Genomic DNA, 15,352 nt, shown 5'->3' with positions numbered 1-15,352 from the left:
CACGGAACCATCGGGCTCTTCGCCGGCCCCCGTCAACGCCTTTACCGCCGGAACCGCCGGAGGCTCTTCCGAAACCCGGTCCGTGGAAGACAACCACGAAGTGGGTAGCGTTGCCCCGTGACGGATGACCTCTTCGCCGGCGGCGGGGCCACGGGGCGGCTGATGAGCCGGCTCGACTGGGCGGCCACCGATGTGGGACCGGTGGAGACCTGGTCGCAGAGTATGCGGGCGGCCGTCCGTATCGTGCTCTCGTCCCGGTACCCGATGCTGCTGCTGTGGGGGCCCAACTACACGCAGCTCTACAACGACGCGTACTCCGCGTTGATCGGCGACAAGCACCCGGACGCGCTCGGCGGCGACGTCCGGGTCACCCTGGCCGAGGGCTGGGACGTCCTGGAGCCGTTGATAGCCGACGCCGAGGCGACCGGCGTCGCCAGCTGGGTGCCGGCGCTGCAACTGGCGCTGGACCGATCGGGCTACCGCGAGGAGGCGTACTTCAGCGTCTCCCACGCGCCCGCCCGCGACGACGACGGAACCACCGCGGGCATCCTCGCGGTCTGCAGCGAGGTCACCGACCAGGTGGTCGGCGAGCGGCGCCTGCGGCTGCTGCGTGACCTGGCCGGCCCGGCCGGCGGCCGGGCGGCGGATGTCGGGCAGGTCTGCACGCGGCTCTGCGCGGTGATCGGCGAGCACCTGCTCGACGTGCCGTTCGCCGCCATCTACCTGCGCGAGGGCGCCCGGCTGAGCCGGGCCGCGGCGGTCGGAGCGGACGACGCGCTGCCGCACACCGTGGATCCGGCCGACGACGTCTGGAAACTGCATGTCGCGGCCGGCGGCGAGGCCGTCGACGTCGCGGATGTCACCGATCGGCTGACGGTGACCGGCGGCGCCTGGGACGATCCGGTCCGCACCGCGGTGGCGCTCCCCCTACCGGGGGCCGAGCGGTCCCAGCCGCTGGGCGTGCTGCTGGCCGGGGTCAGCCCCAGCCGGGGCTTGGACGAGACGTACCGGTCCTTCTTCGAACTGCTGGCCCAGCAGGTGGCCGTCGCGGTGCGCAACGCGCAGGCGTACCAGGAGGAACGCGACCGCGCCGCCGCCCTGGCCGAGCTGAACCGGGTCAAGACCGACTTCTTCACCAACGTGAGCCACGAGTTCCGTACACCACTGACTCTGATGATGGGCCCGTTGACGGACGCCCTCGCCGACGAGAGCGAGCCGCTCGGCGCGGCCCAGCGGGGCCGGCTCGAGATCGCCCTGCGCAGCGCCGACCGCCTGCTCTCGCTGGTGAACAACCTGCTGACGTTCTCCAGCGTCGAGGCCGGACGGCCCGATCACCGGCCCCGTCCGATCGACCTGGCTCACTACACCGCCGAGCTCGCCGGCGTCTTCCGCGCCGCCGTCGAACGCGCCGGCCTGCGCCTGGTGGTGGACTGCCCGCCGCTGCCGCACACGGTGGCCGTCGATCCGCAGAACTGGGAGAAGATCGTCACCAACCTGCTGTCGAACGCGCTGAAGTTCACCTTCGTCGGCGAGATCCGGGTGCGGCTGGAGGCCGGCGCCGCCACGGCCCGGCTGACTGTGTCGGACACCGGCATCGGCGTCGCCGCCGAGGACCTGCCCCACCTGTTCGACCGTTTTCACCGGGTGCGGGGTGCGCAGTCCCGCAGTCACGAGGGCAGCGGGATCGGCCTGGCGCTGGTCCGCGAGCTGGCCCGGCTGCAGGGCGGCGACGCGACAGTCGACAGCGTGCCCGGCGCCGGCTCCACGTTCACGGTGACCGTGCCGCTGGTCGCGGCCGCGACCGCCGAAACCCTTCCGGACATGGCGGGCGCGCGGGCGGCGGCCAGTGAGGCGGCCGGCTGGCTCGACGTCCCCGGCGCCGCCCCGGCGGCCCCGGGCGATGCGGCCGGCGCCCGGATCCTCGTCGCGGACGACAACAGCGACATGCGCGCCTACCTGGAACGTCTGCTCAGCGGTGAGCGCTGGCAGGTGGAACTGGTGGCGGACGGGCGGGCGGCCCTGGAATCGATCCGCCGGTTCCCGCCGGACCTGCTGCTCACCGACGTCATGATGCCCCGCATGGACGGGTTCGCGCTGGTCAGGGCGGTGCGGGCCGACGAGTCGACCCGAGCGCTCCCGGTGATCATGCTGTCGGCCCGGGCCGGCGACGAGTCCGGCGTGGAGGGCTTGGAGGCCGGCGCCGACGACTACGTGGTCAAGCCGTTCACGGCGGCCGAACTGGTGGCGCGCGTCCGCAGCACCCTGCGCCTGGCGAAGATTCGGGCCGCGCACACCCGGCAGCTGTCCGCGCTCGCCGACACCGCGGCGGTCATCGCGTCCGGCCGCGCCCTGGAGGAGGCCTTCCAGGCCGTCACCGAGCAGGCGCGGGCCCTGCTCGAGGGCACCGCGGCCGAGGTCGTGCTCACCGGCGGCGACGAGCGTCCCCCACTGCGGTTCACCTCGGGCGGCAAGGAGCTGCCGGCCGACGGGTCCGGCACCGTCCAGGCGGCGATCCACGGCCGGGACGGCGAACAGATCGGCGCGCTCACCGTGCTGATCGACGCGGCGCGCCGGCCCAGCGACCAGGAACAGGGCCTGCTCGTGCCGATGGCGAACATGCTCGCCTCGCTGGCGCAGACCGGCTGGCAGCTGGAACACGACCGCCAGCTCGTGCTGACCCTGCAACAGAGCACCCTGCCGGAGAACCTGCCCACGCTGGACGGCTGGGAGCTGCAAGCGGCCTACCGGCCGGCTGCCGGGCGGGTCGGCGGGGACTGGTACGACGTCGTGGTGCTGCCGGACGGCGACGCCGTGATCAGCATCGGCGACGTCGCCGGACACGGGCTGGGCGCCGCGGTGATGACCGGTCAGGTGCGCAACGCGGTCCGGGCGTACGCGGTCGAGGACCCCGCGCCGGCGGCCGTCGTCACGCGGGTGGCCGCCCTGCTCAACCGCCTCGGTACGCCGTTGCTGGCCACCCTGTTCGTGCTGCGCCTGCGCCCGGCCACCGGCGACTTCGCCTGGTGCAGCGCCGGCCATCCCACCCCGGTGTACTCCGGGACCGGGCCGGACAGCCTGGTGATGCCCGGGGCCGTGGGGCCACCGCTCGGGCTGCGCCGGGCGTCGTACCGGCAGAACGACGGGTGCCTGCCGCCCGGCTCCCAGATGCTGCTCTACACCGACGGCCTGGTCGAGAACTTCCCGGACTCGATCGACGTCGGCCTCGAGCGGGTACGACGGCGCAGCCGGGAGACGTACGCGGCGGGCGCGTCCACCACCGCGGTCCTCGACGCGGTGCTGGCCGGCGTGCCCCAGCCGCAACGCGACGACATCGCGGCGGTCGTTCTTCGCCGGCATCGGGCCGCGGCCGCACAGGTGGTGCCCGCCGTGCCGGACCGGCAGGCCACGTGGGTGTACCCGCTGGAACCGTCGGCCGCGAGCATGCTGCGCGGCGACCTGCGCGCCGCTCTGGGCGGCCACGAGATCGATTCGGATCTGCTGTACGACCTCCAGGTGGCCGCGACCGAGGCGGTGAACAACGCGGTGGAACACGCCCAACAGCCCAGCCGCCGCGAGGTGGAGGTCGAGTTCCGGCTCGTGGACGGCACCATCCGCATCGTGGTGCGGGACTTCGGCGGCTGGCGGGCCCGTCCGGTGGTCCGCGACCGCGGCCGCGGCGCCATGCTGATGAGCGCCTACGGCGACGTACGGGTCGTCTCGACAGCCACCGGGACCACCGTCACGATCGAACGCCGCTGGCTCCCCGCACGCCAGTGACCGGGTGCTGGTTCCGCCCTCAGGAGCGCTCGCGCAGTACGCGCATGGCTTCCGCGGCGCCGTCGCGCAGCACCTCGAGGTCGTTCTCGCCGAACGTGCGGGCGGCGGTGTCCAGCACGCAGTGCGCACCCAGGTATTCGCCGTCGTCGCCCTGCAACGGTACGCCGGCATAGCTCCGCAGGCCGGTCATCCCGATCAGCGGGTTGCGCTCGTGCCGCACGTCGGTGGTGGCGTCGGCGACGCAGTACGGCGCGCCCGCGAGCACGGTGTGCGTGCACACGGACCATTCGGCGGGCATCCCCTGCACCTGGTTGATCCAGCCTTCCAGGCCGGTGCTGCCGATGATGTACTGCGCCGAGTCGAGGATGATCGAGATCAGCGACACCGGCGCGCCGAGCCGCTGCGCCGAGCGCGCGCACACCGGGTCGAGCTCGGCCGCCAACTGGGGAGCGAACAGGTTGTACCCGGCGAGGCTTCGCATCCGCCGCGGTGTGCCGAGCCGGCCGAACAGGTCGTCGAGAGAGGCGGTGTCCACTTCAGCTCCTGGTGATGGTGTAGGCGGCGGACAGATGCTCGTGGGTGGCGACGCGGATACGCAGCGCCTGGCCGCAGAGCTGAGTGACCGGATCGGCGACGATCATGGCTTCGATCAGACGGGCCAGGGCCGGGCCGTCGGTCTCCCGGCCGGACAGCCGGCACGACGCCAGCAGGTCGGCCCAGACGGCGGAACCGTCGGGCCCGTGGACCCGGTGTACCGCCTGCTGCGCGTCGGCGAGAGTCGGCTGGTGCAACCCGTACGGCACCGCCGCTTGATCAACTCCGGACATCTGTCCCAACCCCTCGAAGGTCGTGGCGGTCGATCGGCTCAGTGCCGGAAGCCGTTGACCAGCATCGTGAGCTCGCCGGCCAGTCTGGTCAGGTCCCCGGCCGCCTGCTGGGTGGCCTTGGCGCCCTCGGCCGTGGCCATGGCGACCTCGGCGACGCCGGACACCGTCCGGGCGACGTCTCCGCTGCCGCTGGCCGCGTCGGCGACCGATCGGCTCATCTCACCGGTCGTCGCGGTCTGTTCCTCGACCGCCGAGGCGATCGTGGTGGTGTAGTCGCCGATCTGGGCGATCACCTCGGTGATCTCCGCGATGGCCTGGGTGGCGGAGCCGGTGGAGGACTGGATCGCGCCGATCCGCGCGGTGATCTGCTCCGTCGCCTGGGCGGTCTGCTGAGCCAGTTCCTTGACTTCGCCGGCGACGACGGCGAAACCCTTGCCGAGTTCACCGGCGCGGGCGGCTTCGATGGTGGCGTTCAGGGCCAGCAGATTGGTCTGCTCGGCGATGGCGGTGATCAGCCGGACCACCTCGCCGATCTCGGCGCTGGCCGCGCCGAGGCCCGCCACCTCGGCGTTCGTCCGTTCGGCGACCTGCATGCCCTGCTGAGCGACCTCGGCCGCCCGGGCCGCGTTGGACGCGATCTCGGCGATCGAGGCGCTCATCTGCTCGGCCCCGGCCGCGATGGTCTGCACGCCGGCGTTGACGTCCTCGGTGGAGGCCGATGCCTGCCGGGCCCGCGCGGCCGCGTCCCCGGCGCCGGCCTCCAACTGGGCGCTGACCGTGGACAGCTCCTCCGAGGCCGCGGAGAGGGTGGCCGCCGAGCCGCTGATCGTTCCGACCGTGTCGCGCAGACGGGCGGTCGCGGTGTCGAGCGACTGGGCCATCAAGCCCGGCTCGTCCCGTGCCGTCAAACCGGCGGTCCGGGTCAGGTCGCCTTCGGCCAGGCTGTCGCAGACCGTTTTGACCCGCTGGAGCGAGCCCACGATGTTCTTGGACACGAACACGCCCACGGCCACGGCGACCAGCACACCGAGCGCGATCAGGGCCAGCGCCTGGTAACGGCTGCGGTTGTACTTCGACTGCGCCGACTCCGCCGACGCGCGGGCCGCGTCGGATTCGGCCTCGGACAGGGTCGCCAGCGCCTGCGTCACCTGCTTCATCAGCGGCGAGACCTCGTCGTCCCGGACGGTGCGCCACTGCGCCGTGTCGTTGCGCCGGCCGGCCGGCAGGAGCTTGGACTCGGCGACGCTGACATAGGCCCGCCATTGCTGTTGCACGCCGGCGACGAGGCTCGCGTCACCGGCCGGGCCGCTGGCCTGGTAGGCGGCGAGAGCGTCGTCGAAGGCTTCCACGTCGGCCGCGAACGCCGACTCGTACTTGCTCATGCTCGCGTCGTCGGGGCTGACCAGCTGGTTGGCCAGGTCGAGGCGGGCGGCGTACAGGGAGGCACGGATGTTGCCGATCGCCTGGACGCTGGAGACGTTGTTGGTGTATATGCCCTGAGCCGATGAGCTCACCGCGCTCAGGGCGCTCAACCCGAGCCAGCCCACGAGAACGGCGACCATGGCGGCGATGAGGACCGCTGCCAGGATCTTGACTCTGACACTCACATCAGCGAAACGCCGGCGTCCGGGTTCCCGCACCACCGGCAAGGCATGTACAACCGTGGTCATCCGACTCCGCTCCCCCGCCGCAACACAGACCTGCGAACATCTCGCGCTCGTCCCCCATCATCCGTTTCGGCGTTCTCGCACGGTTGCTTAACGTGTCGGCGCATTCGCTCGGTTCGCCGGCCGAGGGCCGTCACGCCTCGTCCTGTTCGCGATCGCGCCGCTGCTGGTTGTCACCCTCATCGCCCGGGTACGCGGGGGACAGCACCGCCCGCGCCGCGGCCGGAGTACGCCAACCGCTGACCGGGAGGTCCGCCATGCTCGCCCTCGTCGTCGTAGTGGTGCTGGGCGCCGCGATCCTGGGGTCCGGCGCGCTCGCCGGCCGGCTGCGCCTGGCTCCGCCGGTCCTGCTGTTGGCGTGCGGCGTCCTGCTCGGCTTCGTACCGGCGCTGCGCGAGGTGCATCTGCCGCCGGAAACGGTCCTGCTGCTCTTCCTGCCCGGCCTGCTGTACTGGGAAAGCCTGACCACCTCCTTGCGGGAGATCCGCCGGGACCTGCGCGGCATCATCCTCATGGGAACCGTTCTCGTGCTGGTCACGGCGGCCGCGGTGGCCACGGCCGCACACGCACTGGGCCTGCCGTGGGGCCCGGCCTGGGTGCTCGGCGCGGCCCTGGCCCCGACCGACGCCACCGCCGTCGGCGTGCTGGCCCGCCGGCTGCCGCGCCGCAACGTCACCCTGCTGCGCGCGGAAAGCCTCATCAACGACGGCACCGCCCTGGTCATCTACGCCCTCGCCGTCGGCATCACCGTGGGCGAGGAACACCTGACCACCCCGCACGTGTCGTGGCTGCTGCTGCTCGCCTACGGCGGCGGAGTGCTGGCCGGCTTGCTCACCGCCTGGGCCGGCGTACGGCTGCGCCGCGCCCTCACCGACCCCATGCTCGGCAACGTCGCCATGCTTGTCATCCCCTTCACCGCGTTCCTGCTCGCCGAGACCATCGAGGCCTCCGGCGTGGTCGCCGTCGTCATCTGCGGCCTGGTGATGAGCCAGGCCGGACCGCGAGTGGTCGATGCCGAGACCCGCAGCCAGTCCGTGGCGTTCTGGTCGCTGGCCACCTTCGTGCTCAACGGCGCGCTGTTCGTGCTCGTCGGCATCGAGGTGCACGAGGCCGTACGCGGTCTCACCAGCGTCGACCTGTGGCGCGGAACGGCCGCGGTGGTCGTCGTGTCGGCGGTCATGTTCGCCGCGCGGCTGGCCTTCCTGTTCGTCTCCGCGTACACGATCCGGGCGGTGGACCGCCGCCCCCAGCAGCGGCGGCGCCGCATCAGCAACCGGGCCCGCGTGGTCAGCGCGGTCGCCGGTTTCCGGGGCGCCGTCTCCCTGGCCGCCGCGCTGGCGGTGCCGGCCACCCTCGCCTCTTCAGAGCCGTTCCCCGGCCGCGACACCATCGTGTTCGTGACGGCCGGCGTCATCGTGGTCACGCTGGTGCTGCAGGCGCCGCTGCTGCCGGTGGTCGTACGGTGGGCGCGCCTGCCCGACGACACCTCCGTCGAGCGGGAACGCCGCCTCGCCGACACGACCGCCATGCGGGAGGCCCTGGCCGTCCTGCCCGAGCTCGCCGCCGAACTGAACACCGATCCGCAGGTGACCGACGAACTGCGGCACGAGTACGAACGCCACCTCAGGGTGCTGCAGGATCAGGACGACACCGGCAACGAGACCTCGCTGCGACGAGCCCTGATCGCCCGCAAACGCGAGACAGTGCTCCGCCTGCGCGACGAAGGCCACATCGACGACACCGTCCTGCGACGAGTACAGGCCAGACTCGACATCGAAGACCTGCGCCTCTCCGGCCACGATCTCGTCGAGTGATTCCCCCTGGCCGGTCCCCTAGCGGTTGAGCAGGGCGGCCACTTCCGCGGTCAGCTCGGTGGCGGCTTCGATCTCCGCTTTGCGGATGGACACGCTCTCGATGTTGAAGCCGTGGGGCACGCCGAGGTGGTCGCAGAAGCCGGTGAGGTCGCGGGCGATGTGCCGTACCTGCCGGAAGGACTCGCCCAGCGGGTCGCCGGCGTGGCGGATCGACTGCTGGAGCCAGCGGGGCACCTCGACGCCCAGCCAGCTGAGGAATTCCAGGGTTCGCGGCGATCCGCACAACGACAACGTGAAGATCACCGGGCGGGGGTCGAGGCCGCGGGTGCGGCATTCGTGGGCGTAGTCGGAGATGAGGTTCTTGGTGGCGGCGATGTCGTAGACGACCTGGGACACGAAGAAGTCGCAACCCAGCTCCTGCTTGGTCAGCATGCGCCGGTGTTCGTCCTGGCGGCGGGCGTGGCGTTCACTGATCACGACCGCGCCCGTCACCAGGCCGGGGTTGACCTCCCGGCGCAGCTCGTGGGCGCGCCGCAGGCCGGTGCGGACCTCCTTGTCGCCGGAGGACGGGCCGACGAAGACGCTCAGCACCTGGCTCGGGTCGACGCCGGCCAGCCACGTCCGCAGCTCGCGCTCGCCGTACTTGCCGACGCACCGGTAGATGATCGCTTCCCGGTCCCATCCGTGCAGGTACTCCGCGTGGTAGCGGCCCGGGTCGAGCGTCGGCAGGTACGGGAAGGGCCGCTCGGCGGGATTGCGGTCGGCCTCGTCGTCGAGGTCGTAGAGGATCAGGCCGTCGAGGTCGAGGGCGTCGAGGCGCCGCAGGGTCACGGCGGCGATCTCCCTGATCCGGTCCGTGCTCTCGCCGCGCCTCGGTGGGGTGAGGCTGAACAGCAGCACGCCGGACTGCCGAAGGCGGAGCGCGGTCCGCAACGCCGTACGGGCGGCGACCGTCTCAGACATGGGCCAGCCCCCGCGGGTCGTACGTCTGCGTTCCTGCCCGCTCGAGGCACCGCGCGGCCACCCGGCATCCCAGCTCGGCCGCGGCGACCGGGCTCAGGCCCCGGGCCGTGCCGCTGAGGAACCCGGCCCGGAAGGCGTCTCCGCCGCCGGTCGGGTCGACGACGCGGTCGACCGGCACGGCGGGAACCGTCGACGTCCCCTGGCGGTCGGTGAGGCGTACCCCCTTGGCCCCCAGGGTCGTGACGGCCAGGCCGACGATCTCGGTGAGCTGACGGCCGGACAGGCCGGTCTTGTCGAGGAGCAGGTCGTACTCGTACTCGTTGGTGAACAGGTAGGCGGCGCCGGTGATGAACTCCCGGATCTCCGCGCCCGTCATGGCGGCCAGTTGCTGCGAGGGGTCGGCGGCGAACGGCCAGCCCCGGCTCCGGCACACCGCGGCGTGCCGGAGCATCGCGCCGGGCATGTCGGGGCCGATGAGGACCAGTGCCGGCGGGTGCCGGTCACCGACCGCGGCCAGGTCGATGTTCGCGCTCTCGCTCATCGCGCCCGGATAGAAGGTGGCGATCTGGCACAGTTCCCGGTCGGTGGTGCAGACGAACCGGGCGGTGTGCGCCGTCGTGCTCGTCAGGACCCCGGCGCAGTTCACGCCGCTGCGTTCGAGCCAGCCGCGATAGTCGACGTCGAAGTCGGCCCCGACCGCGCCGACCAGCACGGCCCGCTCGCCCAGCCGGGCGATGCCGTACGCGATGTTGGCGGCGACCCCGCCCCGGTGCACCGTCAGCTCGTCGGCCAGGAAGGACAGCGAGATGGCGGACAGGCTCTCGGGCAGGATCTGCTCGGCGAAGCTGCCGGGGAACGTCAGGAGGTGATCGGTGGCGATGGAGCCACTGACGAGGATCATGCGGCGGTTCCCTTCAGCGACGACTCGATCGCCCGGATCACCCGGGGACGCAGTTCGGCGGGGCTGATGACGGCGTCGACCGAGCCGACCTCGACGGCGCGGCGGATGTCGTGCCGGCGGTCGAACTCGGCCGCCACCTCGCCGAGTTTCTCCGCGCGGACGGCGGATCGGGTCTCGGCCAGGCGCGCGTTGAGGGCGGCGCGTTCGGTGCCGGTGGCCGCGGTGACGCGGGACTGGAGTTCGGCCACGCGAGGGTCGGCGCCGGTGCGCCGGTCGACCTCGCCGGAGAAGACCACGGCGGCGGCCGGCGCCCCGCCGAGGACCGAGGCGAACGATCCCTCCAGCGCCAGCACGGTCATGGCCGGGTTGAGCGCCTTGGAGAAGACCACGAAGGCGCCGCCGTGATAGCGGGAGACGACGACGAAGACGATCGGGCCGCGGAAGTTGACGATGGCCCGGCCGATCTCCGCCCCGTACTCCAATTGCCATTTGCGCATCGACTCGGGCGATCCGTCGAAGCCGGACAGGTTGGCCAGCACCACCAGCGGCCGATTGCCGGAGGCGGCGTTTATCGCTCGCGCGGCCTTCTTCGACGACTGGGGGAAGAGGGTGCCGGCGGTCCAGCTGTCCGGTCCGTCGGTGGGCGGGAAGCCCCGGCGGGGCAGCGGGCGCGACTCGATACCGAGCAGGCAGACCGGGAGACCGCCGAGGTGGGCGTCCTGCACCACGGCGGTGTCGGCGTCGGCCATGCCCGACCAGCGTTCCAGGACGGGCCGGTCCTGATCGGACAGCGCCCGCATGACCGTACGGATGTCGAAGGGCTTCTTGCGGTCGGGGTTGTGCTCGGCCGAGAAGATCTGGCCGACGGTGCTGAAGTCGCTGCCCTCGGCCGCGTGCGGGAAAGCGGAGATGTCGCGGCCGGGCGGGTCCTCGGTCACGGCTCGGCGGGGCGTGGTCTCCCCCGGCGCGACATAGGTGTGCTCGTAGTGGGCCATGAGCACGTCGCGGGCGGCGGAGATCGTGGGCGCGAAGTACTGCGCCTGACCGTTGGGCCCCATCACCCGGTCGTAGCCGCCGATGCCGAAGTTGTCCTCGGCCGACACACCGCCGGAGAAGTCCAGCGACCGTTTGCCGGTGAGGACCATGGCCGACTCGGGCGTCATGACCAGGATGCCCTTGGTGTGCATGAGCATGGTCGCCTCGGCGTTCCAGTACGGCTGGGCGCCCACGTTGATGCCGGCCACCACGACGTTGATCTCGCCGCCGGCCTGGGTGAACTCGACGATGCGCTTGAGCGCCGCCGCGACCCAGTCCATGTTCTCGGTGCCGGAGGTCATCGAGATGCGTGCCCCGGCCGACAGCGCGAACCACTCCACCGGCACCCGCATCCACTCGGCCAGGTCGAGGGCGGCGATCACCCGGGAACACTCGGCCTCGGACAGCGCGCCGAGCGCCTTGGTCGGGTCACCCAGCAGGACCATCCGGGTCACGCCGTCCGGATGCCGCGCGGTCGGGGTGGTCACCACGCCGGTGACGACGGCGGCGGTGTTGCGTCCCCTCGGCCGTTCGACCGGCACCAGGACGCCGTACTCGTCGAGGTCGTACTCGGTGAAGCGGCCCGCCGGGCCGGTGAGAAGACCGATCAGCTCGTACGGGTACACGGCGCCCCGGCTGCGCGAGCGCAGCACCTTGAGCCGGTAGTCGTCGAGGGGCCGCACCGGCTCGGCGGGCGGCGGCCCGAGGGAGAGCTGCGGCTCGCCGGTGGCGTCGAACCGTACCCGGACCGCGACCGGTTCCAGCTCACCGGTCGCCGGGTCGTGATGCCGGCCGATGAGCAGGATCTCCTCGAGGTCGGCGCCGGCCGCGGCCGGCAGCACGCGGGCGGCGATGGTCTCGACCTCGGCTCGGGTGAGGTCGCTCGGCGGCCACACGTAGACCACGATGTGGTTGGTGGGCAGGCGCGCCGCCGACGGGCGCCGGTCCCGGGCGCGGCGGATCGAGTCGAGGCAGGCGCCGACGGTGTCCTCGACGGTGGGCAGGGCGGCCAGCCGGCGGTCGGCGTCGCGCAGCGGGGTCAGGTCGCGAACCTGGGCGAACGCGATCAGGCGATCGTCAGCCGGGTTGTCGCGGGCCACGCCCCGGAAGAGGTAGACCTCCTCGTCGGCCGACGGCAGCCGGGTCAGGTCGAACGCGCTGAGCCGGGACAGCCGCATCCGCTGGGCGATGAACGGGTGCAGGCCGCGGATCAGGCGGTCCTCGGTGAGGCGGCGGCCGCCGCCGGGGCGGAAGGTGAAGTGGTGATGGGTCACCGCGCCGCGCCGGCCGGCGATCGTGGCCGTGATCCGGCGCAGCGAGGCCGGCAGCCGGTGCCGGCCGATCGTCTCCTCGAGCCGGGCCGCGGCCTCGTCGAGGTCGGCCGGTTGCCCCTCCCAGGCCACGTACACGTCGGCGTGCGCCGCGTCCGTGTCGCCGGCGAGCTCGGCGAGGCCGCGTATCGCGGCGTCCAGCCGGTCGAACCGCACCGCGGTGGTGATCACGCTGGTGCCGGCCCGGTCGGCCACCACGTACGCGCAGCCGGCGGCCTCCCGCCGGCGTACCCCGGTCAGGCCCTTGTTGCCGTAGTAGCGGCGGGTGAGCACCTCGAGCATCACCTCGTGGCCCGCGTCGCGGCGGGCGAGCCGCTGGCCGAGCACCCGGACCAGCGGTTCGGTGCTGGCGACCATGGCCGCGACGCGGGCGGCGCGGTCCGGCGCGTCCGGGCGGGCGTCCAGGTGGCGCAGGTGACCGCGGATCTCGGCGTAGACGTGGGCGCGGTTGCGGCGCAGCAGCGGCTGGGCGAACCACGCGAACACCACGCCGCGGGCCAGGTCGGCGATGGCCGGGAACGGGATCCGGGCGACCGTCACCAGGCGCTCCAGCACCGCGCCGACCGGCTCGCGCAGGGCCGTGTCCGGCGGCGGGTCGCTCAGCCAGGCCCGCAGCAGGAGAGCCGCCACGGCGGCGCCGTCCGCGGCGCGCCGCCGGGCCAGGAAGACGCGGAACACCGCCGCCTCGAGCTCCGGCGTGCGGTCGAGACCGGCGACGCCGTAATGCGCGAGCACCGCGGCCAGCCGGTCCTGGAACGACGGTGGCAGCCCGGCCCGGTCGACGTCGAGGCTCTGCAGGTAGGTGTGGAAGTGCTCGCCGGCCCGGCGGTCGCGGCTCAGTTCGGCGAGATCGGCGAAGACCCCCAGCAACTCCGCCTCCTCGGCCAGCGGGCGCCGGTCGTCGGCGGTCGCGGCCGCCCGCGCCGTCAGGTAGGCCGCTTCGTCGTGCGGGCCGGCGTCGTAGCCGAGCAGCCGCCCGCGAAGGTCGTCCCCACCCCGCCGGAGAGGGTCGCCGGACGTCGCCGGGGCGGGCAGGTCGAGCTCGGCGGCCTCCCCCACGTCGGCGGTGGCCTCGCCGGTCGGTTCCAGCCGCAGCAGCGGCGCGCCGGCCTCGACCTGGCCGCCCACCGCGACGGCGCACTCCTTGACCCGGGCCGGGAACGGCGCCCGCAGCACCGTCTCCATCTTCATGCTCTCGAGCACCAGCACGGGCGCGCCGGCCTCGACCTCGTCGCCCACGGCGACCGGCGCGGCGACCACGATGGCCGGTCCCGGGGCGCGGACGACGCCGCCCTCGTCCCGGCTGATCCGATGGGCCACCCCGTCGACCTCGACGGTGTGCGCGGGCCCCTCGGTGGCGGCCAGCACGCGGTAGCGGACGCCGTCGACCCGCAGGTGCGCGCGGTAGCGGTCGAACCGGTCGAGCTCGGCCTCGGCCCGGTGATCGCCGACTCCGACGCGGAAGCGCCGCGGGCCGGCGCGCTCCACCAGTACCCGGTATCCGGCGCCGCGCAGCTTCAGGTCCAGGGGCCGGCCGCTGATCGGGCGGGCCTGCGGGCGCCCGCCGGCGGCGGTGGACAGCAGGTGTTCCCGGCCGGCGCGCTCCTGTTCCTCGTACGCCCCGATGGCGGCCGCGATGAGCGCGACCGCCGCGTGCCGGCGGGAGACCAGCCGGCCCTCGCCGCGGACCCGGTCGATCCAGCCGGTGTCGGCGCCGGCGCCGATCACCTCCGGCTGGTCGAGCAGGTCGAGCACGAAGCTCTTGTTGGTGGCGCCGCCGTCGATGATCACGGTGGTCTGCGCCATGGCGCGGCGGAGCCGGCCCAAGGCCTCGTCCCGGTCCGCCCCGTACGCGATGATCTTGGCGATCATCGAGTCGAAGTCGCCGGGGATGACGTCGCCCTCGCTGACGCCGGTGTCGACCCGGATGCCGGGGCCGGCCGGCAGGGCGAGCCGGACGATCCGGCCGGGTGAGGGCGCGAAATCGCGGTCCGGGTCCTCGGCGTTGAGGCGGGCCTCGATGGCGTGCCCTCGCTCGGCCGGCGGCCGGCCGTCGAGCCGTTCCCCGGCGGCGATGCGCAGCTGCGCCTGGACGAGGTCGAAGCCGGTGGTCGCCTCGGTGATCGGGTGCTCGACCTGAAGGCGGGTGTTGACCTCCAGGAACGCGAACGCCCGGGTACCCGGGTGATACAGGAACTCCACGGTGGCCGCGCCCCGATAGCCGACCCGCAGGGCCAGCCGCTCGGCCGACGCCTTGAGCTCGGCGGCCTGGTCGCCGCCGAGCACCGGCGAGGCCGACTCCTCGATCACCTTCTGGTTGCGCCGCTGCACCGAGCAGTCGCGGACACCGAGCGCCCAGGCCGTGCCCTGCCCGTCCGCGATCACCTGGACCTCGACGTGCCGGGCCCCGGTCACCAGCCGCTCCAGGAAGACGACGCCGCTGCCGAAGGCGCGGGCCGCTTCCTGACTGGTGCGTTCGTACGCCTCCGACAGCTCCGCCTCGTCGCGGACCACCCGGATGCCCCGGCCGCCGCCACCGGCCGTGGCCTTGAGCATCAGCGGGTAGCCGATCCGCGCCGCCGCGGCCAGCGCCTCCTCCAGCGTCTCGACCGGGCCGCGGCTCCACGGCGCGACCGGCACGCCGGCCTGTTCGGCCAGGAGCTTGGCGCCGATCTTGTCGCCGAGCCGGCGCATCGCCTCCGGACCCGGGCCGACGAAGGTGACGCCGATACGCTCGCACAGTTCGGCGAACGCCGGGTCCTCGGCCACGAACCCCCATCCGACCCACGCGGCGTCGGCCCGGGTCTCGACGAGCGCTCGGCGGAGCACCTTCAGGTCGAGATAGGGCCGGGCCGAAGCGGGCCCGAGGTCGTACGCGACGTCGGCCTCCCGGACGAACGTGGCGGCCCGGTCGACGTCCGTGTAGAGCGCGATGACCTCGATGGCGGCCGAGGTCCGCGCCGACAGCTCACGGACGGCGTGGATCAGCCGCATGGCGGCCTCACCACGGTTGACGATGGCGATGCGCTCGAACACC

9 protein-coding genes are annotated in these 15,352 nt (G+C 73.0%); 2 read left to right on the top strand and 7 right to left on the bottom strand.

Annotation, left to right across the window (positions count from 1 at the left end):
- The first annotated feature begins 117 nt into the window (after positions 1–117).
- Entirely contained in the window at positions 118–3,777 is a 3,660-nt protein-coding gene (locus tag ACGFJ7_RS28080; protein WP_360255358.1) for a SpoIIE family protein phosphatase, read from the top strand.
- A gap of 19 nt (positions 3,778–3,796) precedes the next feature.
- Here the strand turns inward: ACGFJ7_RS28080 and ACGFJ7_RS28075 are convergent, their stop codons facing one another.
- The 4 genes from ACGFJ7_RS28075 to ACGFJ7_RS28060 form a co-directional block, all read right to left on the bottom strand.
- Complete coding sequence (locus ACGFJ7_RS28075) at positions 3,797–4,312, bottom strand: GAF domain-containing protein (RefSeq protein ID WP_360255360.1); 516 nt, start codon at positions 4,310–4,312, stop codon at positions 3,797–3,799.
- 1 nt (position 4,313) lies between these two features.
- The gene (locus tag ACGFJ7_RS28070; protein WP_360255363.1) at positions 4,314–4,604 is read right to left on the bottom strand and encodes a hypothetical protein; all 291 of its coding nucleotides are present in this window, start codon (positions 4,602–4,604) and stop codon (positions 4,314–4,316) included.
- 38 nt (positions 4,605–4,642) lie between these two features.
- Positions 4,643–6,211, bottom strand: coding sequence for a methyl-accepting chemotaxis protein (locus ACGFJ7_RS28065; RefSeq protein ID WP_392644635.1), 1,569 nt, complete (start codon positions 6,209–6,211; stop codon positions 4,643–4,645).
- 193 nt (positions 6,212–6,404) lie between these two features.
- Positions 6,405–6,530 carry a hypothetical protein gene (locus ACGFJ7_RS28060; protein ID WP_360255367.1) on the bottom strand — a complete coding sequence of 42 codons (126 nt, stop codon included), beginning with the start codon at positions 6,528–6,530 and terminating at the stop codon, positions 6,405–6,407.
- Between ACGFJ7_RS28060 and ACGFJ7_RS28055 the strand changes: the two genes are divergently transcribed.
- On the top strand, positions 6,529–8,085 hold the full coding sequence (locus ACGFJ7_RS28055; RefSeq protein WP_392644633.1) for a Na+/H+ antiporter: 1,557 nt from the start codon (positions 6,529–6,531) through the stop codon (positions 8,083–8,085). The two genes, ACGFJ7_RS28060 and ACGFJ7_RS28055, sit on opposite strands and share 2 nt — an antisense overlap.
- Positions 8,086–8,103: 18 nt before the next feature.
- Here the strand turns inward: ACGFJ7_RS28055 and ACGFJ7_RS28050 are convergent, their stop codons facing one another.
- From ACGFJ7_RS28050 to ACGFJ7_RS28040, 3 genes are read right to left on the bottom strand one after another with little or no spacing between them, the layout of a single operon-like run.
- Positions 8,104–9,048, bottom strand: a complete 945-nt coding sequence (locus ACGFJ7_RS28050) for a methylenetetrahydrofolate reductase (protein WP_392644631.1) — start codon at positions 9,046–9,048, stop codon at positions 8,104–8,106.
- The gene (locus ACGFJ7_RS28045) at positions 9,041–9,949 is read right to left on the bottom strand and encodes a carbohydrate kinase family protein (protein ID WP_360255375.1); all 909 of its coding nucleotides are present in this window, start codon (positions 9,947–9,949) and stop codon (positions 9,041–9,043) included. Before ACGFJ7_RS28045 ends, ACGFJ7_RS28050 begins: the two co-directional genes overlap by 8 nt.
- Positions 9,946–15,351: a carboxyl transferase domain-containing protein gene (locus ACGFJ7_RS28040; RefSeq protein ID WP_392644629.1), complete on the bottom strand. Its 5,406-nt coding sequence runs from the start codon at positions 15,349–15,351 to the stop codon at positions 9,946–9,948. Before ACGFJ7_RS28040 ends, ACGFJ7_RS28045 begins: the two co-directional genes overlap by 4 nt.
- Position 15,352 lies beyond the last annotated feature (1 nt).

Origin of the sequence: Actinoplanes sp. NPDC048988, from assembly GCF_043197815.1 — a bacterium.
GTDB lineage: Bacteria > Actinomycetota > Actinomycetes > Mycobacteriales > Micromonosporaceae > Actinoplanes.
This window is presented reverse-complemented; position numbering and strand designations above follow the sequence as displayed.